Annotated in this window: 27 protein-coding genes; 13 read left to right on the top strand and 14 right to left on the bottom strand. The window is 59.6% G+C overall.

All coding sequences use genetic code 11. The annotated features are described in order from the left end of the window. Window positions 1–374 precede the first annotated feature (374 nt). On the top strand, window positions 375–1,610 hold the full coding sequence (locus ACK3CV_RS18060; RefSeq protein WP_043147789.1) for an Nramp family divalent metal transporter: 1,236 nt from the start codon (window positions 375–377) through the stop codon (window positions 1,608–1,610). Between the two features lie 40 nt (window positions 1,611–1,650). Here ACK3CV_RS18060 and ACK3CV_RS18055 read toward each other — a convergent pair whose 3' ends face one another. Together ACK3CV_RS18055 and mgrA are read right to left on the bottom strand one after the other, a co-directional pair. Continuing rightward, a complete protein-coding gene (locus ACK3CV_RS18055; RefSeq protein WP_049195598.1) occupies window positions 1,651–2,061 on the bottom strand; it encodes a DUF2502 domain-containing protein in 411 nt (136 codons plus the stop codon). Window positions 2,062–2,285: 224 nt separating this feature from the next. Beyond that, entirely contained in the window at window positions 2,286–3,275 is a 990-nt protein-coding gene (gene mgrA, locus ACK3CV_RS18050) for an L-glyceraldehyde 3-phosphate reductase (protein ID WP_164141634.1), read from the bottom strand. A gap of 189 nt (window positions 3,276–3,464) precedes the next feature. Between mgrA and ACK3CV_RS18045 the strand changes: the two genes are divergently transcribed. Next, window positions 3,465–5,126: an alpha-keto acid decarboxylase family protein gene (locus ACK3CV_RS18045; RefSeq protein WP_164141636.1), complete on the top strand. Its 1,662-nt coding sequence runs from the start codon at window positions 3,465–3,467 to the stop codon at window positions 5,124–5,126. Here ACK3CV_RS18045 and ACK3CV_RS18040 read toward each other — a convergent pair. Then, the gene (locus tag ACK3CV_RS18040) at window positions 5,123–5,992 is read right to left on the bottom strand and encodes a LysR family transcriptional regulator (protein ID WP_164141637.1); all 870 of its coding nucleotides are present in this window, start codon (window positions 5,990–5,992) and stop codon (window positions 5,123–5,125) included. The genes ACK3CV_RS18045 and ACK3CV_RS18040 overlap by 4 nt on opposite strands. Before the next feature lie 99 nt (window positions 5,993–6,091). Here ACK3CV_RS18040 and ACK3CV_RS18035 point away from each other — a divergent pair, with 99 nt between their 5' ends. After that, window positions 6,092–6,544: a multidrug/biocide efflux PACE transporter gene (locus ACK3CV_RS18035; RefSeq protein ID WP_033635424.1), complete on the top strand. Its 453-nt coding sequence runs from the start codon at window positions 6,092–6,094 to the stop codon at window positions 6,542–6,544. Window positions 6,545–6,611: 67 nt separating this feature from the next. Beyond that, entirely contained in the window at window positions 6,612–7,304 is a 693-nt protein-coding gene (locus ACK3CV_RS18030; RefSeq protein ID WP_033635423.1) for an aspartate/glutamate racemase family protein, read from the top strand. Here the strand turns inward: ACK3CV_RS18030 and ACK3CV_RS18025 are convergent. Beyond that, window positions 7,301–8,548: an ion channel protein gene (locus ACK3CV_RS18025; RefSeq protein ID WP_033648113.1), complete on the bottom strand. Its 1,248-nt coding sequence runs from the start codon at window positions 8,546–8,548 to the stop codon at window positions 7,301–7,303. The genes ACK3CV_RS18030 and ACK3CV_RS18025 overlap by 4 nt on opposite strands. Window positions 8,549–8,858: 310 nt before the next feature. Here ACK3CV_RS18025 and glk point away from each other — a divergent pair, with 310 nt between their 5' ends. Next, a complete protein-coding gene (glk, locus tag ACK3CV_RS18020; RefSeq protein ID WP_033635421.1) occupies window positions 8,859–9,821 on the top strand; it encodes a glucokinase in 963 nt (320 codons plus the stop codon). A 70-nt stretch (window positions 9,822–9,891) separates the two neighbouring features. Here glk and ACK3CV_RS18015 read toward each other — a convergent pair whose 3' ends face one another. Further along, window positions 9,892–11,121, bottom strand: coding sequence for an L-lactate MFS transporter (locus tag ACK3CV_RS18015; protein ID WP_033653703.1), 1,230 nt, complete (start codon window positions 11,119–11,121; stop codon window positions 9,892–9,894). Between the two features lie 397 nt (window positions 11,122–11,518). Between ACK3CV_RS18015 and ACK3CV_RS18010 the strand changes: the two genes are divergently transcribed. Beyond that, entirely contained in the window at window positions 11,519–11,851 is a 333-nt protein-coding gene (locus ACK3CV_RS18010) for a DUF2502 domain-containing protein (protein WP_025303752.1), read from the top strand. A 4-nt stretch (window positions 11,852–11,855) separates the two neighbouring features. Here the strand turns inward: ACK3CV_RS18010 and ACK3CV_RS18005 are convergent, their stop codons facing one another. The 3 genes from ACK3CV_RS18005 to ACK3CV_RS17995 all read right to left on the bottom strand — a co-directional run bounded on the left by ACK3CV_RS18005 (window position 11,856) and on the right by ACK3CV_RS17995 (window position 15,622). After that, window positions 11,856–12,590, bottom strand: a complete 735-nt coding sequence (locus ACK3CV_RS18005; RefSeq protein ID WP_049195602.1) for a LytR/AlgR family response regulator transcription factor — start codon at window positions 12,588–12,590, stop codon at window positions 11,856–11,858. Next, entirely contained in the window at window positions 12,587–14,278 is a 1,692-nt protein-coding gene (locus tag ACK3CV_RS18000) for a sensor histidine kinase (protein ID WP_033635418.1), read from the bottom strand. The genes ACK3CV_RS18005 and ACK3CV_RS18000 overlap by 4 nt, the downstream gene beginning before the upstream one ends. A 99-nt stretch (window positions 14,279–14,377) precedes the next feature. Continuing rightward, window positions 14,378–15,622: a DUF1479 domain-containing protein gene (locus ACK3CV_RS17995; protein ID WP_164141639.1), complete on the bottom strand. Its 1,245-nt coding sequence runs from the start codon at window positions 15,620–15,622 to the stop codon at window positions 14,378–14,380. A gap of 168 nt (window positions 15,623–15,790) precedes the next feature. Here ACK3CV_RS17995 and ACK3CV_RS17990 point away from each other — a divergent pair, with 168 nt between their 5' ends. From ACK3CV_RS17990 to ACK3CV_RS17980, 3 genes are all read left to right on the top strand, one after another. After that, window positions 15,791–16,330, top strand: coding sequence for a GNAT family N-acetyltransferase (locus tag ACK3CV_RS17990; protein ID WP_033648108.1), 540 nt, complete (start codon window positions 15,791–15,793; stop codon window positions 16,328–16,330). Between the two features lie 119 nt (window positions 16,331–16,449). Beyond that, entirely contained in the window at window positions 16,450–17,679 is a 1,230-nt protein-coding gene (gene alaC / locus ACK3CV_RS17985; RefSeq protein WP_033635415.1) for an alanine transaminase, read from the top strand. Window positions 17,680–17,789: 110 nt separating this feature from the next. Continuing rightward, complete coding sequence (locus ACK3CV_RS17980) at window positions 17,790–18,314, top strand: cytochrome b (RefSeq protein WP_164040007.1); 525 nt, start codon at window positions 17,790–17,792, stop codon at window positions 18,312–18,314. Window positions 18,315–18,373: 59 nt separating this feature from the next. Here ACK3CV_RS17980 and ypdK read toward each other — a convergent pair whose 3' ends face one another. Next, window positions 18,374–18,448, bottom strand: a complete 75-nt coding sequence (gene ypdK, locus ACK3CV_RS17975) for a membrane protein YpdK (RefSeq protein WP_099782600.1) — start codon at window positions 18,446–18,448, stop codon at window positions 18,374–18,376. A gap of 399 nt (window positions 18,449–18,847) precedes the next feature. Here ypdK and ACK3CV_RS17970 point away from each other — a divergent pair, with 399 nt between their 5' ends. Continuing rightward, window positions 18,848–19,375, top strand: a complete 528-nt coding sequence (locus ACK3CV_RS17970) for a DUF2778 domain-containing protein (protein WP_164141641.1) — start codon at window positions 18,848–18,850, stop codon at window positions 19,373–19,375. A gap of 566 nt (window positions 19,376–19,941) precedes the next feature. Here the strand turns inward: ACK3CV_RS17970 and ACK3CV_RS17965 are convergent. Both ACK3CV_RS17965 and ACK3CV_RS17960 read right to left on the bottom strand, forming a co-directional pair. Further along, window positions 19,942–20,379, bottom strand: coding sequence for a type II toxin-antitoxin system HicB family antitoxin (locus ACK3CV_RS17965; protein WP_164141643.1), 438 nt, complete (start codon window positions 20,377–20,379; stop codon window positions 19,942–19,944). An 83-nt stretch (window positions 20,380–20,462) separates the two neighbouring features. Next, window positions 20,463–20,915 carry a DUF805 domain-containing protein gene (locus tag ACK3CV_RS17960; RefSeq protein ID WP_164141644.1) on the bottom strand — a complete coding sequence of 151 codons (453 nt, stop codon included), beginning with the start codon at window positions 20,913–20,915 and terminating at the stop codon, window positions 20,463–20,465. 279 nt (window positions 20,916–21,194) lie between these two features. Here ACK3CV_RS17960 and mltB point away from each other — a divergent pair, with 279 nt between their 5' ends. Then, window positions 21,195–22,283, top strand: coding sequence for a lytic murein transglycosylase B (gene mltB / locus ACK3CV_RS17955; protein ID WP_033648101.1), 1,089 nt, complete (start codon window positions 21,195–21,197; stop codon window positions 22,281–22,283). Between the two features lie 56 nt (window positions 22,284–22,339). On the opposite strand, the gene ACK3CV_RS17950 is transcribed toward mltB, so the two are convergent. Then, entirely contained in the window at window positions 22,340–23,491 is a 1,152-nt protein-coding gene (locus tag ACK3CV_RS17950) for a porin (RefSeq protein ID WP_033635409.1), read from the bottom strand. 396 nt (window positions 23,492–23,887) lie between these two features. Between ACK3CV_RS17950 and ACK3CV_RS17945 the strand changes: the two genes are divergently transcribed. Together ACK3CV_RS17945 and ACK3CV_RS17940 are read left to right on the top strand one after the other, a co-directional pair. Beyond that, window positions 23,888–24,178, top strand: coding sequence for a hypothetical protein (locus tag ACK3CV_RS17945; RefSeq protein WP_164141646.1), 291 nt, complete (start codon window positions 23,888–23,890; stop codon window positions 24,176–24,178). Window positions 24,179–24,391: 213 nt separating this feature from the next. After that, window positions 24,392–24,694 carry a hypothetical protein gene (locus tag ACK3CV_RS17940; RefSeq protein ID WP_033635406.1) on the top strand — a complete coding sequence of 101 codons (303 nt, stop codon included), beginning with the start codon at window positions 24,392–24,394 and terminating at the stop codon, window positions 24,692–24,694. An 11-nt stretch (window positions 24,695–24,705) separates the two neighbouring features. Here the strand turns inward: ACK3CV_RS17940 and dsdC are convergent, their stop codons facing one another. Then, window positions 24,706–25,635: a DNA-binding transcriptional regulator DsdC gene (gene dsdC / locus ACK3CV_RS17935; RefSeq protein ID WP_033648097.1), complete on the bottom strand. Its 930-nt coding sequence runs from the start codon at window positions 25,633–25,635 to the stop codon at window positions 24,706–24,708. Window positions 25,636–26,104: 469 nt separating this feature from the next. Next, window positions 26,105–26,356, bottom strand: coding sequence for a CsbD family protein (locus ACK3CV_RS17930; RefSeq protein WP_049197212.1), 252 nt, complete (start codon window positions 26,354–26,356; stop codon window positions 26,105–26,107). Window positions 26,357–26,459: the final 103 nt, after the last annotated feature.

Genomic DNA, 26,459 nt, shown 5'->3' with positions numbered 1-26,459 from the left:
TGCTCCAAATTTGAGGCAGGCTGAATTTCGGCTGTCATTTTATGTAACGCTACGTTTAAAAACGAGACTTCTATTGCAAATATGGAAAATCATAGCGGGAGTTCTCCTAAAGTGTTGCGCAAAAGCATAAAAAATCAAGACGTTAAAGCAGCAATAGGAAATTCGTATTCTTGTGCTAACCTGTCTTTCAGGGGTATTGCAGCCAAAATCCCATCAGAAAAGCACGGAAATCGGCAAGCTCCGCGCTGAACCCTTCGATAAAACCGTTAATGTTGGCTATTACAGAGATAAGTTTTACCGCTCTAAATGCGCTTGATAATTATTATCATTTATATAGAGTGGAGATAAACGTAATTTCAGTAAGGGTTCAACATATGCTGAACAGTCGCGTGGTTGAAACCACCTCCGGTCGCTCCGCCAGAAAAATCAAACTCTCGCTGATGGGGCCTGCCTTCATCGCCGCTATCGGCTATATCGATCCCGGTAACTTCGCCACCAACATCCAGGCCGGCGCCTCGTTCGGCTACAGCCTGCTGTGGGTGGTGGTTTGGGCCAACGTGATGGCGATGCTAATCCAGCTGTTGTCCGCCAAGCTGGGCATCGCCACCGGGAAAAATCTGGCCGAGCACATTCGCGATCGCTTTCCGCGCCCGGCGGTGTGGGCCTATTGGGTGCAGGCGGAGATCATCGCCATGGCGACCGATCTGGCCGAGTTTATCGGCGCGGCGATCGGCTTCAAGCTGCTGCTCGGCGTTTCCCTGCTGCAGGGCGCCGTGCTGACCGGCATCGCCACCTTTTTAATTCTGATGCTGCAAAAGCGCGGGCAAAAGCCGCTGGAACGGGTGATTGGCGGCCTGCTGCTGTTCGTCGCCGCCGCTTACATCGTCGAGCTGGCATTCTCCCAGCCGCAGCTCGCGCCGCTGCTGAAGGGCATGGCGCTGCCCGATCTGCCCAACGGCGATGCGGTATTTCTGGCCGCCGGGGTATTGGGCGCCACCATCATGCCGCACGTGATCTACCTGCATTCGTCGCTTACCCAAATCGGCGGCGAGCACGACAAGGCGGAGCGCTATGCCGCCACCAAAGTCGACGTCGCCGTGGCCATGACCATTGCCGGTTTTGTTAACCTGGCGATGATGGCTACCGCCGCCGCCGCGTTTCATTTCAGCGGCCACAGCGGCATCGCCGATCTCGACGTGGCCTACCTGACGCTGCAACCGCTGCTCGGGCAAGCCGCCGCCACCGTGTTCGGCCTGAGCCTGGTGGCCGCCGGCCTCTCCTCTACCGTGGTGGGCACGCTGGCGGGGCAGGTGGTGATGCAGGGGTTCGTGCATTTCCATATTCCGCTGTGGCTGCGGCGCGCGGTGACCATGCTGCCGTCGTTTATCGTCATCATGCTGGGGATGGACGCCACGCGCATTCTGGTGCTGAGCCAGGTGCTGCTCAGCTTCGGCATCGCGCTGGCGCTGGTGCCGCTGCTGGCTTTCACCGGCAATCGGGCGCTGATGGGGGAGATGGTCAACGGCCCTGTGGTGCAAAACCTGGGCAAGCTGATCGTGCTGGTGGTGGTGGGATTGAACGGCTACCTGCTGATCGGCAGCGTGCTGTAGGCAAAAAAACGCGGGCCGGCATGGTGCCGGCCCGTCGTCGTTAATCGCGGTCGTCATCGCCGTGGCGGCGCCAGCGATCGCGGTCATGATCGTGGTGGTGCTTTTTCTCTTTCTTCCAGTGATGCTTATCGTAATGCCTGTCGTATTTACGATAGCGTCCTTCATGATAGTAATAGTGTTTGCGCCAGTAGTCGCGGTCGCGCCAGCGATAGCCGTCCCAGTAGTAACCGCGGCGGCTGCGGTCGCCGAGATAGCGCCCCTGATGGCCTTGCCACCAGTCGCGATCGCGCCAGTCGTAACCGTCCCAGTAACGGCCGCGATTGTCCCGATCGCCGATGCGCAGTGAAACGCCCGGCATCAGATCGATGCTGATCCCTTCGGCGTGCGCCTGCTGTGCGGCGGGCAGTACCGTCGCCGCCAAGATGGCGGCCAAGAGCAGAGGTTTAAACATGACTTCTCCTTTCCGCTTGCGCGGCCTGGCCGTTTGTCACTTTATGAAGCGCGTTCATCAGTTTAAAAAAACGGCCTTATCGTTATTTTTGCTGCAATATCGGCATCATAGCGCCGGCGCATAGGGTTGAATCTGAGAGCCACTCTGAAAACGGCGACGAAGGCCAAGATTTGAGATTTTTCTGGGGGATCGCCGCTCGATTGAGCGGCGGAATTTGTAAGCGATTACAATAAGATTTTCTCGATCTGCGCGAGTTCTTCTTCACTGAAGTGGCGATTGGCCAGCATGCCCACCGCGTCTTCTATCTGCGCATTCTTGCTGGCGCCGATCAGCACCGAGGTGACGCGATCGCCCCGCAGCACCCAGGCCAGCGCCATTTGCGACAGCTTCTGCCCGCGTTGCCGCGCCAGCGCATCGAGGCGGCGCACCTTGTCCAGCCGTTCGGCAGTCAGTTGCTCCGGCTGCAGGAAGCGGCTGCCGCTGGCGGCGCGGGAATCTTGCGGAACGCCGTGCAGGTAGCGGTCGGTCAGCAGGCCGCCCGCCAGCGGCGAGAAGGCGATCGAGCCGACGCCATGCTCCGCCAGCGTATCCAGCAGCGCCGTCTCCGGCCCGCGTTCCAACATCGAATACTTCGGCTGGTGGATCACGCACGGCGTGCCGAGCCCTTGCAGAATGTCGAACGCCTGCCGTGCGCGTTCGGCCGGGTAATTGGACAGGCCGACGTACAACGCTTTGCCCTGGCGCACCAGCAGATCCAGCGCCGCCATGGTTTCTTCCAGCGGCGTGTCCGGATCCGGCCGGTGGTGATAAAAGATATCAACATAGTCCAGCCCCATGCGCTTCAGGCTCTGATCGAGGCTGGCGACCAGGTACTTTTTCGAGCCCCAATCACCGTAGGGGCCGGGCCACATGGTGTAACCGGCTTTGGATGAGACGATCAGCTCATCGCGCCAGGCCCGCAGATCGGCGTTGAGTATGCGGCCAAAGTTCTCCTCGGCGGCGCCGGGCGGCGGGCCGTAGTTATTGGCCAGATCGAAATGAGTAATGCCGCGATCGAAGGCGCAGCGGATCAGGCCGCGGGCGTTGTCGTACAGCGTGGTGTCGCCGAAATTGTGCCACAGTCCGAGCGAGACGGCGGGCAGCTTCAGCCCGCTGCGGCCGCAGCGCCGGTATTCCATGTCTTGATAACGTGAGGGGGAGGCGGGGTAGGACATAGTTATCCTTGTCGGCGAGAGGTGAAGTGCTTTGAGTGTATACGCTTTCACACCGCGTTGCCGGGGGAGCGATCACAGCGCCGGCATGTAACGCCAGGTTGCCGATCGATGCAGGAATCCTTGTTCGAAATTTGAACAGCATCTTCGATACTTAAAGGTAATCGCTCCAGCTGCAGACAGGTGATGATCATGACTCAGACCTATACGGTGGCCGATTATCTGCTCGATCGTCTGGCCCAAATCGGCATCCGTCATTTCTTCGGCGTGCCGGGGGATTACAACCTGCAATTCCTCGATCACGTCCTCGCCCATCCGCAAATCACCTGGGTAGGCTGCGCCAACGAACTGAACGCCGCCTACGCCGCCGACGGCTATGCGCGCTGCAAACCGGCGGCCGCGCTGCTCACCACCTTTGGCGTCGGCGAGCTGAGTGCGTTGAACGGGGTGGCCGGCAGCTACGCCGAATACCTGCCGGTGATCCACGTGGTCGGCACGCCGGCGCAGCGCGCTCAGCGCGCCGGTGATTTGCTGCACCATTCGCTGGGGGATGGCGACTTCACCCACTTCGCCCGCATAGCCAAAGAGGTGACCGTCGCGCAGGCCGACCTGACCGCCGACAACGCCGCAGAGGAGATCGACCGCCTGATTTGCGCCGCCTTGCTGGAGCATCGCCCGGTTTACCTGATGTTGCCCAGCGACGTCGCGCAGGCGCCGCTGCCGGCCAAACCGGCGCCGCTGATGCTGCGCCAGGCCAAACTGTCGCGCAGCGCATTGCAGGCGTTTATCGCCGCGGCGCGCGAAAAGCTGCTGTCGGCGCGGCGGGTATCGCTGCTGGCGGACTTCCTGGCCGATCGCTTCGGTGCCGAAGCGGCGCTGGACGAGTGGCTGCAGGAGGTCAACATTCCGCACGCTACGCTGCTGCTCGGCAAAGGCGTGCTGGATGAGAACCGCGCCGGTTTTGTCGGTACCTACTGCGGCGGTGCCAGCGATCCGGTGGTGAAACAGCTTATCGAAAACGCCGATGTGGTGATCAACGTCGGCGTGCGTTTGACCGACACCATTACCGCCGGTTTCACGCATCATTTGCCGGTGGAAAAATGCATCGACATTCAGCCGTTCGAAGCCTGGGTCGGGCGGCAGCGCTTTAGCCGCATTCCGATGCGCGACGCGGTGCGGGCGCTGCATCGCCTGAGCCTGTCGCTGGCGTCGCGTTGGCCGTTGCCGCCGATCGTCCGCCCGGCGCTGCCGGAAGGCGATGGGGAAGGGCTGGATCAGCACGCCTTCTGGCGGCAGATGCAGGATTTCCTGCGGCCCGGGGATATCGTGCTGGCCGATCAGGGCACCGCCTGTTTCGGTGCGGCGGCGCTGACGTTGCCGCGCGGCTGCCGGTTGATCGTGCAGTCGCTCTGGGGCTCGATCGGCTATACCCTGCCGGCGACGTTCGGCGTGCAGACCGCCGAACCGCAGCGCCGGGCAGTGCTGCTGATTGGCGACGGCGCCGCGCAACTGACCGTGCAGGAGCTGGGTTCGATGCTGCGTGACGGACTTAAACCGGTGATCTTCGTGCTGAACAATCAGGGATATACCGTCGAGCGAGCCATCCACGGGCCGGAGCAACGTTATAACGACATCGCGCGCTGGAACTGGACGCAGCTGCCGCCTGCGCTGGCCGGCGAGCGGCCGGTGAAGGCGCTGCGGGTCAGCGATTCGGACGGCTTGCGCCAGGTGCTGCGCGAGGTAGCCGATGGCGATCGGCTGGCCTTCATTGAAGTGATGCTGCCGAAGATGGACATTCCCGAGCTGCTCGACACCGTTTCGCGCGCCATCCAGGCGCGCAACGCCGCCGCTTAAGGCAGGGAATCGCCCAGCAGGCGCTTCAGCATCCAGAACCCCGCCGGGCCCGGCGGGGTCAGTTTTGACCATACCGCATCCACCGAGATCATTTTCGGCCAGCCGCGCGGCCGCAGCTCGGTCAGCATATTGTGGCCGTATTGTTGCACCAGCCAGTGCGGCAATACCGCCCAGCCGAACCCCTGTTCCGCCATCTCCAGCAGCAGCAGATAGCTAGGCGCCGACCAAACCAGGCCGCCTTGTCTGGCCGCTTCGGCGCCAGTGTAGGTGTTCAGGATCAGCTGTCGGGTGCTGGACAACTGCTCCGGCGTCGGCGCGGCGGCCTGCGCCAGCGGATGCTGGTGGGCGACGAACAGCCCCATGTCGGTTTGTTCCGGCAAACGAGAGAAGGCGATATCCGGCGGGTAGCTTTTTTGCACTTCCACCATGCCCAAATGCGCGCGGCCGCTTTGCAGCAAATCGATAACGTCGCCATCTTCGGCGATCATCCACTCCAGCTCAATCTCCGGGTAACGCAGTTCGAATTGTTGCATCAATTGATCGTGATGCTTGGGTTGATAGGTATCGGAGAACACCATGCTCAGGCGCGGTTCGACCTCGCCCGCCAGTTGAATGCTCAGGGCGTCGAGCCGCTCGCTGGCGGCGAGGATCGCCTGCACATGCCCCAGCACTTTGCGGCCGGCGGCGGTGAGCACCGGCTGGCGCGCGCTGCGATCGAACAGCGTCAATGCCAGGTCGGCCTCCAGATTGCCGATGGCGGTGCTGATGGTGGATTGGCTTTTGCGCAGCTTGCGCGCGGCGGCGGAAAACGAGCCGAGGGCGGCGGCTTCGACAAACGCGTGCAGCGCTTCCGGGGAATAGTGCATAAACTATCTACTTTATCGATGGTATCTATTTTTAATCTACCCAAAAAAGCGATGATAATCACCTGACTTTCGCAACAACTGTCGGAAAAAAGGTGATGTATGCAACTGCAAAACAAGTCTCTCATTGAACGTATCGTCCACGCCGTCGGTTTCGAGGTGATTGCCGTGATGATCGTTTCTCCGCTGGGGGCATGGCTGCTTAATCGTTCGATGGTGCAAATCGGCGCATTGGCGGTGGCCTTGGCGACCATCGCCATGGTCTGGAATATGGTTTACAACACGGTGTTCGACCGTCTGTGGCCGGTCAGCCGGGTCGTCCGCAACCTGAAGGTGCGTGTGCTGCACGCCGTCGGCTTTGAAGCCGGTTTTATCCTGATCGGCGTGCCGATCGCCGCCTGGATGCTGAATATTTCCGTATTGCAGGCCTTTATGCTGGAGATCGGTTTCTTCCTGTTCTTCCTGCCGTACACCATGGCCTATAACTGGCTGTACGACACGCTGCGCCAGCGCTGGTTCGAAGCGCGCCAGCCGATCAATTCCGGCGCTGAATAAGGCGTCGTCAGCCCGGCGATTCTCAGGTAAGGTCAGAGGATTGTCGCAACAGGCTGAGGAAAGAAAAATGAAAGTGTTGGGCTTGCTGGGTGGCATGAGCTGGGAATCCACCATTCCGTATTACCGCACCATCAACGAGCAGGTAAAGGCGCGCCTCGGCGGGCTGCATTCGGCCAAAATCGTGCTCTACAGCGTCGATTTTCAGGAGATCGAGCGATTGCAGCACCAGGGCGATTGGGACGGCGCCGGCCGATTGCTGGCCGCCGCCGCGGTGGCGTTGCGCGCCGCCGGCGCCGAAGCCATCGTGATCTGCACCAACACCATGCACAAGGTGGCGGAGGCGGTCGAGCAGGCCAGCGGCCTGCCGCTGATCCACATCGCCGACGCCACGGCGCTGCAGGTGCGGGAAAAAAACATTCGCCGCGTCGGGCTGCTGGGCACGCGCTTTACCATGGAGCAGACCTTCTACCGTGGCCGCCTGCAGGAATTGCACGGCATTGAGGTGGTGACGCCGGTCAGCGCCGATCGCGACATCGTACACCGCATCATCTATGAGGAACTGTGCCTCGGTAAAATTCGCGACGCCTCGCGCGACGAGTATCGCCGGATCATCAGCGATCTGGAGCAGCAGGGCGCGCAGGGGATTATTTTCGGGTGCACCGAGATAGGGTTGTTGGTGAGCGAGCAGGATGCCTCGGTGCCGGTGTTCGACACCACCGCGATCCACGCCCGCGCCGCCGCGGCGTTCGCGCTGGCCTAATCGTCGTGCGGCGGTTGCCGGCGGTTCACCAGCATCAGCGGTTTGCCCGCCAGCGCCAGCCAGGCGGGCAGCATCACGATGCACAAGACCGGCAGCAGGTGCAGATCCGGCACCACCGCCACCGCCATGAACAGGCTGAGCCAGCCGTCGCGCGTCACCACCAGCACCAGCCCCATGATGGCGCAGGAGACGGTGATCGCCGCCGGCACCGCCGGAACGTGCTGGTGCAGCATCAGCCCCAGCGCCACGCCGACGAACACCGCCGGGAAGATGCGCCCGCCGCGAAAGCCGCTGGCGGCGGCGATCACCAGCGCCGCCAGCTTGGTCAGGGTAATGGCCAACAGCGCCGGCACCGAATAGCCGTCGTCTTGCGCGAGGCGCTTCATTTCATCCAGCCCTTTAAACAGGGTAATCTCTCCGCCCACCAGCGCCAGCAGGCCCAGCACAAAACCCCCCAGCCCTAACATCAACACCGGATTCTTCATCGAATGGAACAGGCGGTGAACGTGCGGGAAGCACCACAGCGCCACCATGCCGAGCGCGATGGCGATCAGCGCCACGATGGCGCCGCTGAAGATGTCCGGCAGCCGCGTCACGTCGTAGGCGTCGAGCTGCAGGGCGAAATTGGGCACGAAGAACATCTGGGTGGTGACCGCGCCGGCGGCGGCGGCCACCAGCGGGGCGAACAGGCGATCCCACAGCGGCGTTTCGTTATTGCCCGCCAGGGTTTGCGAGAAGATCAGCGCGGCGGCGACCGGCGTGCCGAACATCGCGCCGATGGTGCCTGCGGCCGCCAGGATGATCCAGTCCATGCGCGGCACCTTCGGCAGCAGGCGCGCACCGGCGGCCGCCACCAGCGCGATATTGATGGCGGTGATCGGGTTCTCCGGCCCCAGGCTGACGCCGCCGGCCAGGCCGACGATCAGCGCCAACCCCAGCCCCGGCAGGGCGGAGAGCGGCAGCGGCATGCCGATCAGCGATTCCGTCGCCGGATCCGGCCCGGCGTGGCCCGGCATATAGCGCACGATAAGGCCCACCGCCACGCCGGTCAGCGTCAGCATCGCGACCGGCCACCAGGGTGACTGGGCGTCCAGGCTCAGCGCATCGGGCAGCGTTACCCACAGTAATTGCTGCAGCGCGGCGGCGACTTTCATCACCAGCAGCAGCACCAGACTGGAAGCGGAACCGATAATCAGCGCAGGCAAAGCAAAGGCCAACATGGCATTGGCGCGCGGATGCAGCATGGGTAATCCCTTGTCGATGCCTCCCTACAGGGCAGGGAGAGCGGGTGGTTGGGCTGTGGCCACAGCTTGCCAGACTATCGGCGCGCAGGCACGCATTGATATTGCCCGGCGGCGATGACGGTTAACAGTCGCCGGGGGGCGTTTTTTGCCGCAATTTGTTTCAAGGCGCGGCGTCGCGGGCAAGCTGAAACGTTTTTTGTGATCCGGATCGCTATTGGGGTGCAGATCCGGGGCGGGTGATTGTTGTTTTCGCAGCAGGATTTTACAGTGTGGGCAGCTTTTTATTTTTCATTTTGCGGAGACGAAATCAATGACCTATGCCCTCGTGGGTGATGTTGGCGGCACCAATGCCCGCCTGGCGTTGTGCACTGTTGCGACGGGTGAAATTACCCAGGCGAAAACCTATTCCGGCCTGGAGTTCGACAGCCTGGAGGCGGTGATCCGTCACTACCTGAAAGCGTGCGATATCGAGGTGCAGGACGCCTGTATCGCGATCGCCTGCCCGGTGACCGAAGACTGGGTGGCGATGACCAACCACAGCTGGGCGTTCTCGATCCAAGCGATGAAGGCCAGCCTGGGGCTGAGCCACCTGGAAGTGATCAACGATTTCACCGCCGTCTCGATGGCGATCCCGATGCTTTCGCCGGATGACGTGCTGCAGTTTGGCGGCGGCGATGCGCAGCCGGGCAAACCGATCGCGGTGTATGGCGCCGGCACCGGGCTGGGCGTTGCCCACCTGGTGCACGTCGATCGCCGCTGGGTCAGCCTGCCGGGCGAGGGCGGCCATGTCGATTTCGCGCCGAACAGCGAAGAAGAAGACATCATTCTGGAGGTGCTGCGCGCGGAAGTGGGGCACGTTTCCGCCGAACGCGTGCTGTCCGGGCCGGGCCTGGTCAACCTGTATCGCGCCATCGTCAAGGCGGACAACCGCCTGCCGGAGAAATGGGAACCGAAGGACATCACCGAGCGGGCGCTGGCCGACAGCTGCATTGATTGCCGCCGCGCGCTGTCGCTGTTTTGCGTGATCATGGGGCGCTTCGGCGGCAACCTGGCGCTGAATCTGGGCACCTTCGGTGGCGTGTACATCGCCGGCGGCATCGTGCCGCGCTTTATGGAATTCTTCAAGGCCTCGGGCTTCCGCGCCGCCTTCGAAGACAAGGGGCGCTTCCGCGACTATGTGCGCGACATCCCGGTGTTCATGATAACGCATGGCCAGCCGGGCCTGCTGGGTGCCGGCGCGCATCTGCGCCAGACGCTGGGCATGCATCTGTAAGCCCAGAGATGAAGTAATAAAAAAAGGGGCGCAACCCACAGGTTGTGCCCCTTGTCGTTTTTGCGGGGGATCAGGCTTTGGCCAGCTCCGCCGTCTGGGCGGTTTCTGCCGTTTCCGCTTCCACCGCTTTCGGCGCTTTGATGAACAGCGTAATCAGCAGGGAGGCGGCGGACAGAACGCCAATCACCATGAAGGTGGCGTGGAAGCCGCCGAAGTATTTGGCGACGAACGAACCGGCCAGCGCGCCCAGGCCGAAGCCCTGGTAGATGATGCCGTAGTTTTTGCTGTGGTTTTTCAGGCCGAAGAAGTCGCCGACAATCGCCGGGAACACGGTGATGTTGCCGCCGAAGCAGAAGGCCACCGCGCCGACGCAGATAAAGAACAGCGTGTGGTTCAGGGTCATGAAGCTCAGCGCGACAATCGCCAGCACGGTAACCAACATGGTGAAGCTGATGACGCGCATGCGGCCTACTTTATCGGACAGCGTACCCAGGATGATGCGGCCGGCGGTGTTGAAGATAGCGACGGCGGACACGGTGTTGGCGGCGGTGGCCAAATCCATCCCGGCCAGTTGAACGCCCATGTCTTTCACGATGCCAATCAGGTACAGACCGCTCATGCAGGCCGCGAAGAAGATGGTGAACAGCAGGTAGGCTTCTTTGGTGGCCAGCATCTGGCGCACGCTGAAGTCGTTGCCCAGACCGTTGGCGCCTTGCTGCGCGGCGTTGGTCGCCAGCACCGGCTCTTTCAGCAGCAGGGAACCGACGACGATCAGGCCCATCACGATGGCGCCCCAGTAGAAGAAGGCACCGGAAACGCCGACGTCGGCGATCAGGGCGGCGTTGACGTATTTGAACAGCAGGCTGCCGCTGCCGAAGGCGCCGACGGAGATGCCGGAAATCAGGCCTTTGTTGGCCGGGAACCACTTAATCAGGTTGGACAGGGTGGAGATGTAGGCGATACCGACCGCAAAGCCCACCACCACGCCGGCCAGCAGGTAGATCATGTCGAGCGAGCTGACGTGGGCGCTGGCGATCAGGCCCAGGCCGACCAGAATGCCGGAACAGAGCGTCAAATTGCGGATGCCGAAGCGTTCTTGCAGCTTGCCGGCGAACAGCGTGGCGAAGGCCAGGAAGAAGCTGGTGATGGAGAAGGTGGTGGCGACGTCCGCCAGCCCCCAGTGGAACTTGTCGACCAGCGGCTGGTTGAACAGGCTCCAGGTGTAGATGGTGCCCAGGCCCATCTGACAGATGATGGTGCCGAGAACGATTAAGCTGCGATTTGCCGGTTTGGTGTTCATGGCCGGTCTCCTTCCTGTGTGTGCGTTGCCGGGCGTGAGCCGCTGGCTGAAATTTGCGGGGTGAATCAGCGTTCCCGCGGTATGGGTTTATTATATGGCCGGCCCCCCCGGCGGGCGGCGGATCGGGAATGAGTTGCACGGCGGAAGGAATGAAATGCATGTTATGCGGCGTGAGTTGCCGTTTTAGCGCCGAAAAGCGCGTGAAATGCCGGGGGTGGCACGTGATCTACATCAAAGATATCAACGATTTATTGTTAACTGCCGGTGAACGATTGTGGTGAGATTGTGAAGGATGCGTCTGAAAGGCGTAAATCGGCATTGCGCCTATAGAGCGGCGATGAGCGCGGGACTATGTTATCTGCGATCGGACGAGATCCGCTCTGCAGGAGTCTATGAAATGAAAAAAACGCTGTTGTTACTGGCCGCGCTGCTGGCGCTGCCGTTGGCGAGCCAGGCCGACGTGTCCATCGGCGTGAACGTGCCGGGCCTGTCGCTGCATATCGGCGATCGCGATAATCGCGGCCACTACTGGGACGGCTATCGCTGGCGCGATCCGCGCTGGTGGGCCGATCACCACCGGTATGAACGCCCGCGCGGGTACTATTACGGCCCGCCGCCACGGGTGATTTACTACGGGCCGCCGCGGCGCGACTGGCGAGATCGGCCGCATTACCGCATGCCGCCGCCGCCGCCGCCCGGCTATTACTACCGTCCGGGCCCGCGCTGGTAAGCGCTTACAGGCGCATCAGCTGGCGAAACTCTTTCACCTTGCTGCGGCTGACCGGCACTTCAAACTCAAGATCGCTCAGCCGCAGAATGTAGGTATTGTTGAACCAGGGCACGATCTCGCGGATCTTCGCCAGGTTAACGCAGTAAGAGCGGTGGCAACGGAAGAAATGCGCTTCCGGCAGCCGGCCGTAAAATTCGGTGATGTTCATCGGCATCACGAACTCTTCCCGGCGGGTATAGACCCGCGTCACCTTTTCATCGGCGGCGGCGTAGTAGATGTCGTTGATGTCGGTAACGATGATCCGCTCGTCTTTGACCAGGTTGATGCTGTGGCTGCCGCGGCTCGGCGCGCTGGTCGGTTCTGCCCCACCGGCGGGGCGCTGATGCAGCGCCTCCAGCTTTTGCAGCATGGTGACGATGCGCGCCTCGTGATAGGGCTTGAGGATGTAGTCGAACGCCTCGATCTCGAACGCTTCCACCGCGTGCTCCTTATAGGCGGTGATGAACACGATCGACGGGCGATGCGCGAACTTGCTGATGTTTTGCGCCAGCAGCACGCCGTCCAGCGACGGGATGTTGATGTCGAGGAAAATGGCGTCGACCTGGTGGGTTTGCAGGTATTTCAGGACGTCGAGGCCGTCCTCGAAGCTGGCGACGATATCGATATTGCTGTGTTTTTTGATCAGGTAGCTGAGTTCTTCCTGCGCGAGGAATTCGTCTTCCACGATGATGGCTTTCATGAGGCCTCCCCGACCGGCGGCGCGCTCGGTTCCTGATGCAGCTTGCCGCCGTTTTTGCTGATGTAGAACGCGATTTCGGTGCCTGGCTCCAGGCGGCGGATATGCAGCCCTTCACCGTACAGCAGCGACACGCGGTGGTGCACGTTGAGCAGGCCGATATTGTGGCCCGGCATCTCGTTGCGCGCCACCCGGTCGATGGTTTCCTGATTGATGCCGTGGCCGGTATCCTTCACCGAAATCTTCACCCGGTCGCCCTGATCTTTCACCGCGATCACCACCACCCCTTTACCCTTGCAGGGCTGGATGCCGTGTACGATGGCGTTTTCCACCAGCGGCTGGATCAGCAGGCTGGGAATGCGCACCGAGACGTCGTCGTCGATGTCGTAAATCACCGTCAGCTTGGCGCCGAAGCGCGCCTGTTCGATGGCGATATAGTCCTGAATCTGATGCAGCTCCTTGCGGATATCGATCAGTTCGTCGTTCAGCTCCAGGTTGTAGCGCAGGTAGCGCGACAGATTGATGATCAGCTGGCGCGCGGTGTCCGGATTCAGGCGGATAGAGGAAGAGATGGCGTTCAGCGCGTTGAACAGGAAGTGCGGGTTGATCTTGCTCTGCAGCGCGCGCATTTCGGCTTTGTCCGCCATCTGGCGCAGATGCTCGATGCGGGAAACCTCGATCTGCGTGGAGATGATCTGCGACAGCCCGACCGCCATTACCTTCAGCGTGTTGGTGATCTGGTGGGCGTGGCAGTAGTAAATTTTCAGCGCGCCGGTCACTTCGCCTTTTTCCCACAGCGGCACCACCAGCTGCGAATGGATCTGCGGCGCGGCCGGGTTTTCCAGGTTGTTCTTGATGATGATTTTGCCGTGGCGAATGCTTTCGCGGGTGACGCGGCTCAGCCCTTCGCGGCCGATCGGGTAGGCTTCGCGCCCTACGCCGACGTAGGCCAGCACCTGATGGGTATCGGTGATCGCCACCGCGTCGGCGCGGATGTCCTGGCGGATGATATCGCAGATGGTGGCCAGCGATTCGCTGTTGATGTTGCGAAAATAGGGCAGCGTCTTGTGGGCGATATCCAGCGCCAGCTTGGCCTGGCGCGCGGCGATCACCTCTTTTTCATCCTCGACGCTCTGCACCAGCAGCACGATCAGGCCGATGCACACCGTGCCGAGGATCATCGGCAGGGCAATCTGCGACACGATGTCCAACCCAAGCTCGGTCGGCTTGGCCCACAGCACGATCAGCAGCATGGTGAGGGATTCGCACAGCATGCCGCCGACGATGCCGGCGCGCCAGCGCTGCTCTTTTTTCACCTTGAGGTTGATGTAGCCGGCGCTGATGCCGGCGATGATGCTGGTGATAAGACAAGGCACCGAGGTGATGCCGCCGATGTCGATCAGATAGCGGTGCACCCCGGCGACGATGCCGGTGACGATGCCCACCCAGGGGCCGAACAGGATGCCACCGGCCATGATGGCGATGACGCGCACGTTGACCAGCGATCCTTCGACGTTGATGCCGGAGTAGGTGCTGAACAGCGCGAACAGCGAGAAGATCGCCGTGACGATGCCGAGCTCGAGCGGCGTATGGTCTTCTTTTTGCAGCAGTTGGCGGAACAGCCGGGTGCGGGTCAGGAAAAACAGACAGATCAACATCAGCGCGGCGCGATCAAACACCGCCAACAGCATTTCAAAAAAAGGGTGCACGACGGGTTCTCGCTGCGGCCTACGGATGGCGGCAGTATACCACAGCGAAAGGGGCCCGTGGCGCGCGCCACGGGCGGGGGATCAGCCCATGCCGAGCTGCGCTTTGCCCAGCGGCGTCAGCAGGTCGGTGGTGGCGCGGCCGTCGAAATCCACCTCGAAGTCGTCGGGGGCGAAGTCCGGCGGCGTTCTGCCGTCGATAAAGCTCGGCAGCTGGCGCTGCAGATAGGCGTCGTTTTTCGCGCAGCCCGGCGCGGCGGCGATGTACATCACGTTGCTGTCGAACTCGCCGTTATGCTCGTTCTCCACCGCGTGGATCACGTCGCAGTGCCAAAAGACCGTGTCGCCCGGCTCCAGATCGGGAATAGGGGAAATCCCACTTAATAAAAGGGGATGCCATTTTTCCGAGATCGACAGCGCGCGGCCCGGCGCCGCATCGCACAGATCGTCATCGGCGACGTCGTCCTGCAGCGCGCGCAGCAGCACATAGGCCATGGCGTTGGCGATCGGCACCAGGTTCAGCGTGCCGGCATTGGTGCGCTGCGGCGTCAGCGCCGTCCAACCCTGGAAGGTGCGGAACATCGAACAGACCGCCGGCGAGGCTATCTCGCGCACCTCGGTGCGGCCGTCGGCGGCGAAGGGATCGTACTGCTGCCAGTCGCCGGAGAAAACGTGGCGATACACATAGCGGAAGTTTTCGTCCAGCCAGCGCTCGATGGTGCCGCTGTCGACGTGCGGCGACAGACCCAGCGACGAGGAGTTCGGCGGGCGGCGGCGGGTGCGATCGGCGTAAGTGGCGACGCGGGTCGGATCGAAATGCTGTTTGCCGTTGCTCTCGGTGGCCCATAGGCTGTTGAGGAACACCTGCACCGCATGCATGCGCGCATCCTGCCGCGCCTCGACCTGCGGTTTCGACCAATAGATGCCGTAGATCTGCGGTTTGCTGGCGGCCAGCTTGCCGAAATAGTTGTCTTCGGCGGCGTTTTTCAACCGCTCGACGAAGTTGTTGCGCTCAAGGTAGTCGCCGATTTCCCGGTTCCAGCCCTCGGCCTTGGCGCGGGGAAACACGCCGCGAATGGCACAGGCGCCGCGCTGTTTGATCAGCGCTATCTGCTGCTCGCTGACGCGCTGCTGCAGGATATCTTCCGCGTCGATCTGCGGCACCGGATTGTGGCCGGCGGCCAGCTCGAGCCGGATCTGTTCGACCTGGCCGCGGATGTTCTCTTCCAGCGCCAGAAATACGTCGCGGTAGTTCGGCAATGCCTGGCGCAGCTGGCGCTTGACGTTAACGATCGTCTGCGGAATATCGTCGATGACTAAAGAGGCCATGGTGTTCTCCTCGTGCCGCGTGAGTGACTGCGGCGAGCGGTTGTAGGGAATCGGGCAAGACGTTATGGTTTTGTGGTTTTAACGTGAATGATTATCGGCAACCAATCGGGGAAAATAAAGAGATATCTTTCATTCGTAAGTTCCTCTTTTTCGTTTTTCGGAGATTTTATGAAGCTGGTCACTGAACGTCTGCACTTACAGTCGATAACCGCCGAGGATTGGCCGCTGTTTTTGCGCCTGTACCAAGATCCCGAGGTGATCCGTTACATCTCCGATCCGCGCAGCGAAGCGGAGATCCGCGCCCGGTTCGAGGAGCGGTTGCCGGCCTGGGACAAACACGGTGAGCAGTGGCTGTGCCTGGTGATGCGTGAGAAGCACAGCGGGGAGGCGGTGGGCGTTACCGGCTTTCGCCCGCAGTGGGTGCCGTATCGGCAGGCGGAAGTGGGATACGGGAGTTTGCCTGCCGGCCAGGGCAAGGGCTATGGCAAGGAGTCGCTGCGGGCGGTGCTGGATTTTGCGGTGAACGCCTGCGGTTTTCACAAGCTGACCGCCACCGTGACCGCGGGCAACCTTGCTTCGCGCGGCCTGCTGGAGTCGTGCGGTTTTCAGCTGGAAGGCACGCTGCGCGACAACTACCGTCTGGCGGGGCAGTGGTGCGACGACTGGCTGTTCGGGCTGCTGGCGGCGGAGTTTCAGGGCGGCAAATAAAAATATCGCGCCGGGTATCGACAAGCTCGTCGGCGCTGCGCTATGTTCGATATTCGGTCAGTTCGCTGGCCAGCGTCGCTCGGACGGTCCGGGCGCTAACGTCTATCGAGGAATCCCCTATGGCTGATAACAGTCCACAGCGCCGTTTTACGCGCATTGAACGTCTTCCCCCTTACGTATTCAACATCACCGCCGAACTGAAGATGGCCGCGCGCCGTCGCGGCGAGGATATTATCGACTTCAGCATGGGTAACCCCGACGGCCCGACGCCGCCGCACATCGTGGAAAAACTGTGCGCCGTCGCCCAGCGCGACGACACCCACGGTTATTCCACCTCGCGCGGCATTCCGCGCCTGCGTCGCGCCATTTCGCGCTGGTATGCCGACCGTTATCAGGTGGAGATCGATCCGGAAAGCGAAGCCATCGTCACTATCGGTTCGAAAGAGGGGCTGGCGCACCTGATGCTGGCGACCCTCGATCACGGCGATACCGTGCTGGTGCCGAACCCCAGCTACCCGATCCACATTTACGGCGCGGTGATCGCCGGCGCCCAGGTGCGTTCGGTGCCGCTGGTGGACGGCGTGGATTTCTTCGGTGAGCTGGAGCGCGCCATTCGGGAAACCATTCCGCGCCCGAAAATGATGATCCTCGGCTTCCCGTCCAACCCGACCGCGCAGTGCGTGGAGCTGGATTTCTTCGAGCGGGTGGTGGCGCTGGCCAAGCAGTACAACGTGCTGGTGATCCACGATCTGGCCTATGCCGATATCGTCTATGACGGCTGGCAAGCGCCGTCGATCATGCAGGTGCCGGGGGCGAAAGACATTGCGGTGGAGTTCTTCACCCTGTCGAAAAGCTACAACATGGCCGGCTGGCGCATCGGTTTCATGGTCGGCAACCCCGAGCTGGTCAGCGCGCTGGCGCGCATCAAGAGCTATCACGACTACGGCACCTTTACGCCGCTGCAGGTGGCGGCCATCGCCGCGCTGGAGGGCGATCAGCAGTGCGTGCGCGATATCGCCGAGCAGTATCGGCAGCGCCGCAACGTGTTGGTGAAGGGGCTGCATGAGGCCGGCTGGATGGTGGAAAATCCTAAGGCGTCGATGTACGTGTGGGCGAAAATTCCCGAGCCTTATGCCCACCTCGGTTCGCTGGAGTTCGCCAAACGCCTGCTGGCGGAAGCCAAGGTCTGCGTCTCGCCGGGCATCGGCTTCGGTGACTACGGCGATACCCACGTGCGCTTCGCGCTGATCGAGAATCAGGACCGTATCCGCCAGGCGGTGCGCGGCATCAAGGCGATGTTCCGCGCGGATGGGCTGCTGAAGCCAGGCAAGGCGGGCAGCGCCAAATAATCCTGTCAGGCCGGGCGTTCGCCCGGCCTTATTTTTTCCGTCCCAAGGTTTTCTTCATCATTTCCCCATTATGCTCGACTACGCTGAGTTTTATTTTTTGGATTGAGTGTATGAGCAACCGCTACGCGCGATCGCAAATCGTTTTACATTGGCTGACGCTGCTGCTGGTGATCCTCACCTATTCGGCGATGTTGCTGAAGGATTCGATGCCGGAGGCGTGGGGGCCGGTGGTCAAAAATCTGCACTTTAATTTCGGGGCTTCGGTCTTTGCCCTGATGCTGATTCGGTTGGCGGTGCGCGCTTTCCGCGCGGCGCCGCCGACCACGCCCCCGCTGGAGGAATGGCAGGAAGTGGGCGCCAAGATCTTCCATTGGCTGCTGTACGTGGTCTTCCTGATGTTGCCGCTGCTGGGTATGTTAACCCTGGCCTACGGCGGCAAATCGTGGTCTTTGCTGGGCTGGCCGGTGCCGCAGTGGATGACGCCGGATCCGGTGATGCGCCGGCTGGTCAAAACGGTGCATGAGACGCTGGCAAACGTTGGCTACTTTATCATTGGCGCGCATGCGCTGGCGGCGCTGTATCATCACTATCTGCGCAAGGACGACACCCTGCGCCGCATGATGCCGGGCAAATGACCGAAACGACAAAGGGACGCTTGCGCGTCCCTTTGGCTGTGTTCCTGGTCAGGCTGCTGTCAGGCAACCATCAACATGAAGGTGCCAACCCAGGCAACCAGCATGAATGACACGCCCATCAAAAAATATTTCACTGAACAACTCCTGTCTGGAGTCCTCGCCAGCAATGATCCCGATTGTTGTGCTGAGTATTTTATGGGCAACCTGCTTGTCGGGCGGATTCTTCCAAGCGAAAGAACAACGTCCTCGAGCGCGGGTTGTCCGGTTGTCGCGCCTCATGCTCCGTGAGGTAAAATCCGAACCGCGACAGGATCGGCGCTAATGTACTCTCAATACTGGTCTGATTTCAATACTGTGTTTTTGATCACAATTTTTGGCTGTTTTTTGCACAGTGAGGGCTGTTTTATAACGCTTTTTAAGTCGGGATAGGCCAACTTTCTGACCCACGATAGCCGCAGGTATTCTTTTTCGGTAGATGATTTTTTTGTTAGTGTGAATTTTATACTAATGAACGGTAAAAAGGAGTTTTACCTATGCCGCTACATGGAGAGTTTATCGTTAATGATGCTCAGTTCTCCCCTTTACTCATATACGGTGTTGGCACTTTTCTGGCTTACTCGGGCAATGGAATATATCGTAACCAAGCCGGTTGCGTGGCTGTTCCTGACAATGGCCCAATCCCTCAGGGCCGTTATCACATCGTCAACAGGCTAACGGGCGGCTGGAAAGGAATGTTGAGAACCGATCTTCGTGATTTCTATTCGTGGCCGACATCGACACCGGTTATCAAATATGAGTGGTTTGCCCCCTATCGTGAAGATGGGAAAATCGACGACTATACATGGATCAATGGGGTAAAGCGGGGAAATTTCCGTTTGCATCCATCAGGCCCTTTAGGTATTTCTTTGGGCTGTATTACATTGCAGCATCGGACTGACTTTTTAGCTATTCGTCAGGCATTAGTCTCTACCCGGCCAGTCAGGTTAGTTAACGGCCTGATGTCTTATGGAACGATTGAGGTCATTCTTAATGGAAAGCAGACGTGTCCCAATAGGGATTAAACTTCTGATAGGGGCTGGCATTTATATACTGACATTTTTGCTTGCGAGGCCTTCAGACCCCTCGACTCAGGGGGAGCGTGCATTTTGGATAAAAGCAGCAAACTTGTTCGGTGAACGCGATATTGAGGGGTTTGTAGGTATAGCGCTACTTATCGGCTGCTTGGTTATTACGCTTATAGTCAGCCCAGTAATCATTCGTGTTATTGAAAGAAGGCTTAGGGTTAATTGATAATTGATTGATATTAAATAATATTTTTATATTAGGTCTTTAGGCCTGCACGGGGTTTTGTTTCATCGCCCATGGCTGATATCACTCAGTCATGGGCGACGTTAAGCGTTAGGTATTGCAATGCGGCGGCAGGCGCTCAGGCGACGGCGTTGATGCCGGTCGCCAAAATGACCCAAAAAACGAGACAAGACAGCAGAATAACGGCCCAAATATGACGGCGACTCCACTCCATTTTTAGCCTTCGTTGTTGCGACAAGTGATTAGGTAGCGATCATATCGGCGCAAAACGGGGAAAATTTAGCCCCGTTGGATAATATTTCGCTTACCTGCCGCTAACCTATTGGCAAACTTCGTTTATTGTCACGCGCACTTCGTAGCCCAGCAGATACAGCGCCTGCTCCAACGCCTCAACCTTCGAGGCGTAGCCGAGATCCAGCAACCGCTCCATTTGCCCACCGTTGAATCCCAGCTTGCGCGCCAGCGCCGCTTTGCCGGTGTTTTTGCGCAGCATGGCGTTGTGCAGCTCGATCTTCAGCGCCACCAGCGCCGGCAGATGTACTCTCAGATCATCGGTTTGCACAGGGGAAGGGGCGGGCAGGGGCAGCCCTTCGTCCATCGCGGCGGCGATGGCGGCCAGCAGGCTTTCCTGCGCTTCCAGCTCGATGTCTTCGCGTTTATAGCAGGCAGATTGCCACTCGGGGAAGTCGTGAAAACCGATCTGCCAGGCGTCGCTGTCGCGATCGAAGGCGTAATGGGCGGGGTAGTGGCTGTACATGGCAATCCCTGATTGAAACCTGAATGAGGCGCTATTGTGACGGCACGGCCGGCGGATAGCCATAGCCTTGAGCGGAATGGCGCTCAATCGGCATGTTCACGCGGCCTGCGGCGCAGCCCGTCGGGCGGCAACAGCAGGGCGCAGATCATGACGGCCAGGCTGAGCAGCGGCAGCCAGCGCGCCACCGGGCCGGGGGAGTAGTTGTTGAGCACCGAGCAAACATAGCACGCCACGGCCAGCGCCCAGCCGGGCAGGCCGATATCGTTGAGTCGGAACGCGGTTTTGGCCATGAACCACACCACCAGGCCGAAACAGAACAGCGCCCAGACCATAATGCACAGCAGATACAGTAGCACCGAGACGAATTCCTCGGTATCGCCGTGCGCATGGGCGCGAAAATGGTTTTTGTCCAGATAGGTCGACAGAAACGACAGCAGCACGATGCCAACGGCGAAGATCGCCAGCGAGAAAATAAAGGGTTTGCGCGAGATGCGCCCACGGTACAGGTCTTTGGCGAGTTGTCCGAGAGATTCCATCACAGTCCATTGTCGTGATCATTGCGGCGATAGCCGGGTGGCAAGCAGCCAGGCATTTTATCGGGGTAAAAGGGAGCGTCAAGGTGATAATTTTTCTCATTTAGTCGCGGTTGAGATTCCGCGCGGCCGCGCCGGGCGTTCTCTCACCGTGCAAAACGTCACAATTTGGCACGTTTGGCTACCTGGCGCGGTAATTGGCGGCATAATCCTGTTTGTTCGCGTTGAACAATGCATTAACATAACTCCCACTTATCTCTTGCATGGCTATATGGATATCCGATGCGTCACCTGGTTGCGCTTTTACCGCTGATTACCTTGCTTGCTGCCTGTAGCAGCACGCCGAAACCCAGTACCACCGCTACGCCGCAGGGCACCCCGGTAAAGGGCGGCTTTTTGCTGAGCCCGGCGCACAGCGGCGCGCCGCTGGGTGGAGATTTCGCCAATAACCCGAATACCGCACGCTTTATCGATAAGATGGTGCGGGAACACGGTTTTGATCGGCAGCAGCTGCACGACGTGCTGGCGCAGGCTCGGCGCCTGGATTCGGTGCTGCGCCTGATGGACAGGCAGGCGCCGAAACCGTCTACCCAGGGGCCTACCGGCCCGAACGGTTCCTGGCTGCGCTACCGCAACAAGTTCATCACGCCGGATAACGTGCAAAACGGCGTGGTGTTCTGGAATCAATATCAGGATGCGTTGCAGCGGGCCTGGCAGGTGTACGGCGTGCCGCCGGAGATCATCGTGGGGATTATCGGCGTGGAGACCCGCTGGGGCCGCGTAATGGGTAAAACCCGCATTATCGATGCGCTGGCGACGCTGGCCTTCAACTACCCGCGCCGCGCCGATTACTTCGCCGGCGAGCTGGAAACCTTCCTGCTGATGTCGCGCACCGAGGGCGACGATCCGCTCGAACTGCGCGGCTCCTTCGCCGGCGCGATGGGCTATGGGCAGTTCATGCCGTCTTCCTTCAAGAGCTATGCGGTCGACTTCAACGGCGATGGTCATATCAACCTGTGGGATCCGGTCGATGCCATCGGCAGCGTGGCCAATTACTTCAAGGCGCACGGTTGGTCCAAAGGCGAGCCGGTCGCGATTCAGGCCAACGGCCAGGCGCCAGGGTTGGAAAACGGCTTCAAGACCCGCTACTCGGTCGCCGCGCTGGCGGAAGCCGGCCTAAGCCCGCAGGGTTCGCTCGGCGACAATCAGGAAGCCAGCCTGCTGCGGCTGGACGTCGGCACCGGCTACCAGTATTGGTACGGCCTGCCGAACTTCTACGTCATCACCCGCTATAACCACAGCACCCACTACGCCATGGCGGTATGGCAGCTGGGCGAAGCGGTAGGGCGCTCGGCGCGCGGCGGCTTCTGACGCTGCTTCAATAACGAAAAAGGCCGCTTGCGCGGCCTTTTTTACGTGCGGAACAATCAGAAATCGTAGCGTAGACGCACCACGGTCATATCGCCGAGGTTGTCGGTGCTCGATGTCAGCACGTGCTCTACGTCAACGCGGAAGCCGTAGTCAAACTGCACGGTAACCCCAAGGCCGTTGTCGATGCGCTGGTAGTTGCGGCCGCTGATGTATTCCAGGCGATCGCCCATAAAGTACGGCATCACCGATTTCACCGCGTACTGGCCCACCGGCACGGTATAACCGGCCAGGTATTCGATACCCCAGGCATCGCCGGCGAAGTAATTGTTGATGTCGGTTTTCTTGGTGGTCAGGAAGTCGTGGTAGTAACCGCCGCCGAAAGTCAGCGTCCAGTTGTCCGGTTTCCAGCTGAGGGCGGTGCCGACGATGTGCTGATCGTAGCTCTTGCTGCCGCTGGTGGACGGATTGCGCATTTCGGCGCGGGTGTAGTTCCAGGCGGTGCCCCAGGTCAGATCCTGCGTGATGTGGTAGTCCACGCCCAGTGAGCCGCCGCCTTTGCGCTTATAGCGCAGGCCGTTGCCCGGCAGGTAGTCGCTGTCGCTGAACAGGTACGAGGCATAAACGTCCGCATCGCCGAAGCGGTTCTTGTACTTCAGCATCTTGCGTGAACGGTAAGAGCCGTCGTAGTCGCCGTTGATGCCGTTGCCCGGCGCCTGGGCCAGCATGTCGTAGTCCCAGATATCGGTCTTGGCGCCCACCACGTCATAGTAAACGCTGTTCTGCTGGCCGAAGGTCATCTGGCCCCAGGTGTTGCTTTTCAGGCCGGTGTACAGCATGCGGCGGCTGGTGTTTCTCGCGCCGTCGGCATAGTGGTGATCCCAGTCGAACAGCGCCGGAATGTTCACGCCCAGCTCGTAGTAGCTGATCCAGCTGATATCGTCGAACAGGTAGTAGTCCGCCGCGAAACGGAAGCGGGTGCCGCCGTCGAAGCCGTTACGCTTGTAGGAGCCCTTGTCGCCGTCGCCCGTCATGTTGTTGAACTGTGGACGGATGCTGCCGCCAACGGTGAAGTTCAGGCGGCTGAGCGGATCGCCGGCCTGCGGATCCTGCTTCAGCAGGGTGATTTCCGCCTGAGCGGCGAACGACGCGCTGCCGATCGCCAGACCCAGCGCCACCGCTTGAGTCAATACGCGCAATTTGATTGCCATGTGTTATCCCTGTTTTATGTATGACCGCCCCATCAGCGCCGCCAAGCCGATGTTTTGCGCAGAACGCTGCGTTTTCACGCATTTTGACGGTTTTTTTGGTGTGTTAGCGGCGGGCGGCATTTGTAACATAAACAGTGACATAAAGAATTACTTTTCTTGCTAATTATTGGCCGGTTTTTAACCATTCCGTGCGGTGCAAAGGGCCGCTGTTCATGTTTCTCGATTCGGATGAATTCATCTAACGCCAAGGTTTATATTTTTCATTTGTCAGTCACCGGCGCCAGCCTGTAATTTCAGCCGTGCAAGAGATAATAAATTTGAGTCTTTCGCCGGTGTATTAACGTCAGCCTTTGTCTGCGTAATCGGCCGGCATGAATAAGCGATTGGGAGGTCGCCATGAGAAACCTGTTAATGTTATTAGTGGGGCTGTTTTCACTGCCGGCGATGGCGGCGGAGTCGCACGTTTGTCATTCTCAAGCCTATGATTATGCAGAGGTTAGTAAGCTTAGGTTGTCGGATGACACCCTGTTCACCTGCCGCGACGTGGGGCGCCTGACGATCCCTGAATTAGCGCGCAAAGGATGGAAGGTGATTCATTTGGCGCAGCAAACGGAATATGCCGACTCTGTCGATAGCGATGGTGAGGTTATTAAGCTTTATCAGGAAATCGTGGTTTATAAAGAATAATACGACGGTTGCCCGTTATTATTCTCACGGTGGCGAGAACCCTATTATGAATGCGAGAATCAGAATCGACGGCAGGGCTGCCGCCGCGGCCAGCGCTTCATCTGGGATCGCGCCACGCTGTGCGCCTGTTTGCTGATCGCGCTGGTGTTAAGCGTGGTGAGTTGTTCTTATCTTATTTATTTTTACCGAAGGGTGGCACCAAAAATATAAATTATGGATGTTGATGTACAGAACTACCAAATAAGCTGCGAAAGCCAATTCATTATTCAGCTGCAAATATCCCGCTATGCCTGGGGCGTGCCGCTGATTACGCTCAGCGACAACGGTGATTTTACCGTGATAAGAAGCCGAGGCTGGTCGAGGTTGGCTAATGGGATGCAATTGGAGGTTTATTATTTTGCCAATAATTCCCTGCTTACCTGGGATAAAAACCGCAAATATATCTCTTATTCAAAGGCCGGCCGGCTATACGCCTGCGCGCTGAATTTTTCTTATTCCCCCAAAATAGAGCGCTAACCCTCCGGCCATCAGACCAGAGGGGCGATTTTCATGATCCACTGCTTAAACGCGAGGATTTTCGGCCACTGCCGCTCGGAGATGGTCGAGGTAAAATAGCAGTGCTCGCAGGGCACGGTCATGTCGGTGAACGGAATGATCAGCTCGCCGCTTTTGATCCAGTCCTGCACCAGATTGAGCCGCCCCATGGCGACGCCAAGGTGCCGCGTGGCGGCCAGCACCGCGAGATCGGAACGGTCGAACTCCATGCTCTTGCTGTCGGTATCCAGCCCCAGCGCAAAGTGTTGCGACCAGGTTTGCCACTCGTCTTCGCCGGAGTTGTAGCGATCGTGCAGCAGCGTGCAGTGGGCCAGGTTTTCCGGCGCATCGTACAGGCTATGTGCGGCAGCGTACTGCGGCGTACAGATCGGCACCATCGATTCCTGCATAAAGGCCTCGTCCAGATGCCGCCCCGAGGGCAGTTTGCCGAAGTACATCGCCAAGTCCACGCCGCGGTTGGCCAGGTTGATGATCTCTTGCCCGGTCAGAATGTTGAGGTGAATGGTGGGGTGCTGGGCGATAAAATCGCCGATGCGCGGCAGCAGCAGGCATTGCACCAGAGACGGGTGCGAGTAGAGGGTCAGGGTGCCCGTCAGCTCGCGATTCTTGATGTCCAGAATTTCCTGATTCAGCGTGTTGAAGGAGCTGTCCAGCGCCCATTGCATGCGCTCGCCCTCCGGCGTCAGGGTAATTCTGCGATGAAAGCGCTGGAATAGCAGAAAACCCAACTCCTTTTCGAGCAAATTAATGCGGTGGCTTACGGCGCTGGGGGTGATCGACAATTCTTGCGCCGCCAGCGCAAAAGATAAATGACGGGCGACGCATTCGAAAGTATGCAGCCGGGAAAATTGATAGCTGGTCAGCGGGGTGGCCCGCTGTGAATGTTTTTTACTGGGGAACATGCTATTTCTCCGTGCGCGCAATACAGCGATCTTAACATTTAATGGAGAGGAGGATAAACCTAGGTTGACGAATGGAGTCGAATTTTAACCTGATGGTTTTAATGATGTTGAGGGTAAGCCGATTTATTGCACCAAGACCGTAAATAACCGCCGATGGGCTTGGGTTGAGAAGACGATAAAAATCAGGAATACGCGAGGAAAATAAAATGGCTGTCGTTAAGCCGTGAGTAAAGGCGGCGTGCGACGGTATGAAAAAGAATGCCGTCTATTCCATGAGGGATATCGCCGTTTCGCCATAATAACCCGATGCCGCTGAATAGCCGTTAATCATCATTGTCGGCGTAACGGATGAATAAATCGATAAGGTCATATGCCCGCACGGCATTGCCCGTTGGCCGATAGCACCGCGCCCGGTTGTTGTTAACCGGGCGCGGCGTTCAGGGAAAAGCGGTTTGCTCGCCGGCGCGTATCAACGGCGGCGCAACAGCAGGCCGGCCAACAGGCCAGCGCCGGCAATGAGGGCTAATGCGGCGAGGGGGTTTTTCTTCATCATGCTGCCGGCGCAGCTCAGGGCGTCGCCGTATTTTTCTTGCAGCGCGCCCGCTGCATAGCGTGTGGCGCCTTCGGCCTGCAAACGTGGGTTTCCGGTGACGTCGCCCGCCATTTCCTGCGCCTTGCCCGCCACTTTTTCCATCATGCCATTGGCTTTTTCGCTGTTCATTGTGATGCGCTCCTAAGGTTCGATCCGTTTGGCTTACGCACAGGGCGAAAGCCTGCATTTGCACCTCCATGTTATGCACTTCACTTTGAGCCTATAAGGGGCG

It is taken from the genome of Serratia sp. TSO36 (genome assembly GCF_057808395.1).
Note: the sequence above shows the minus strand (reverse complement) of the source record. Positions and strands in the feature narration are given on the sequence as shown.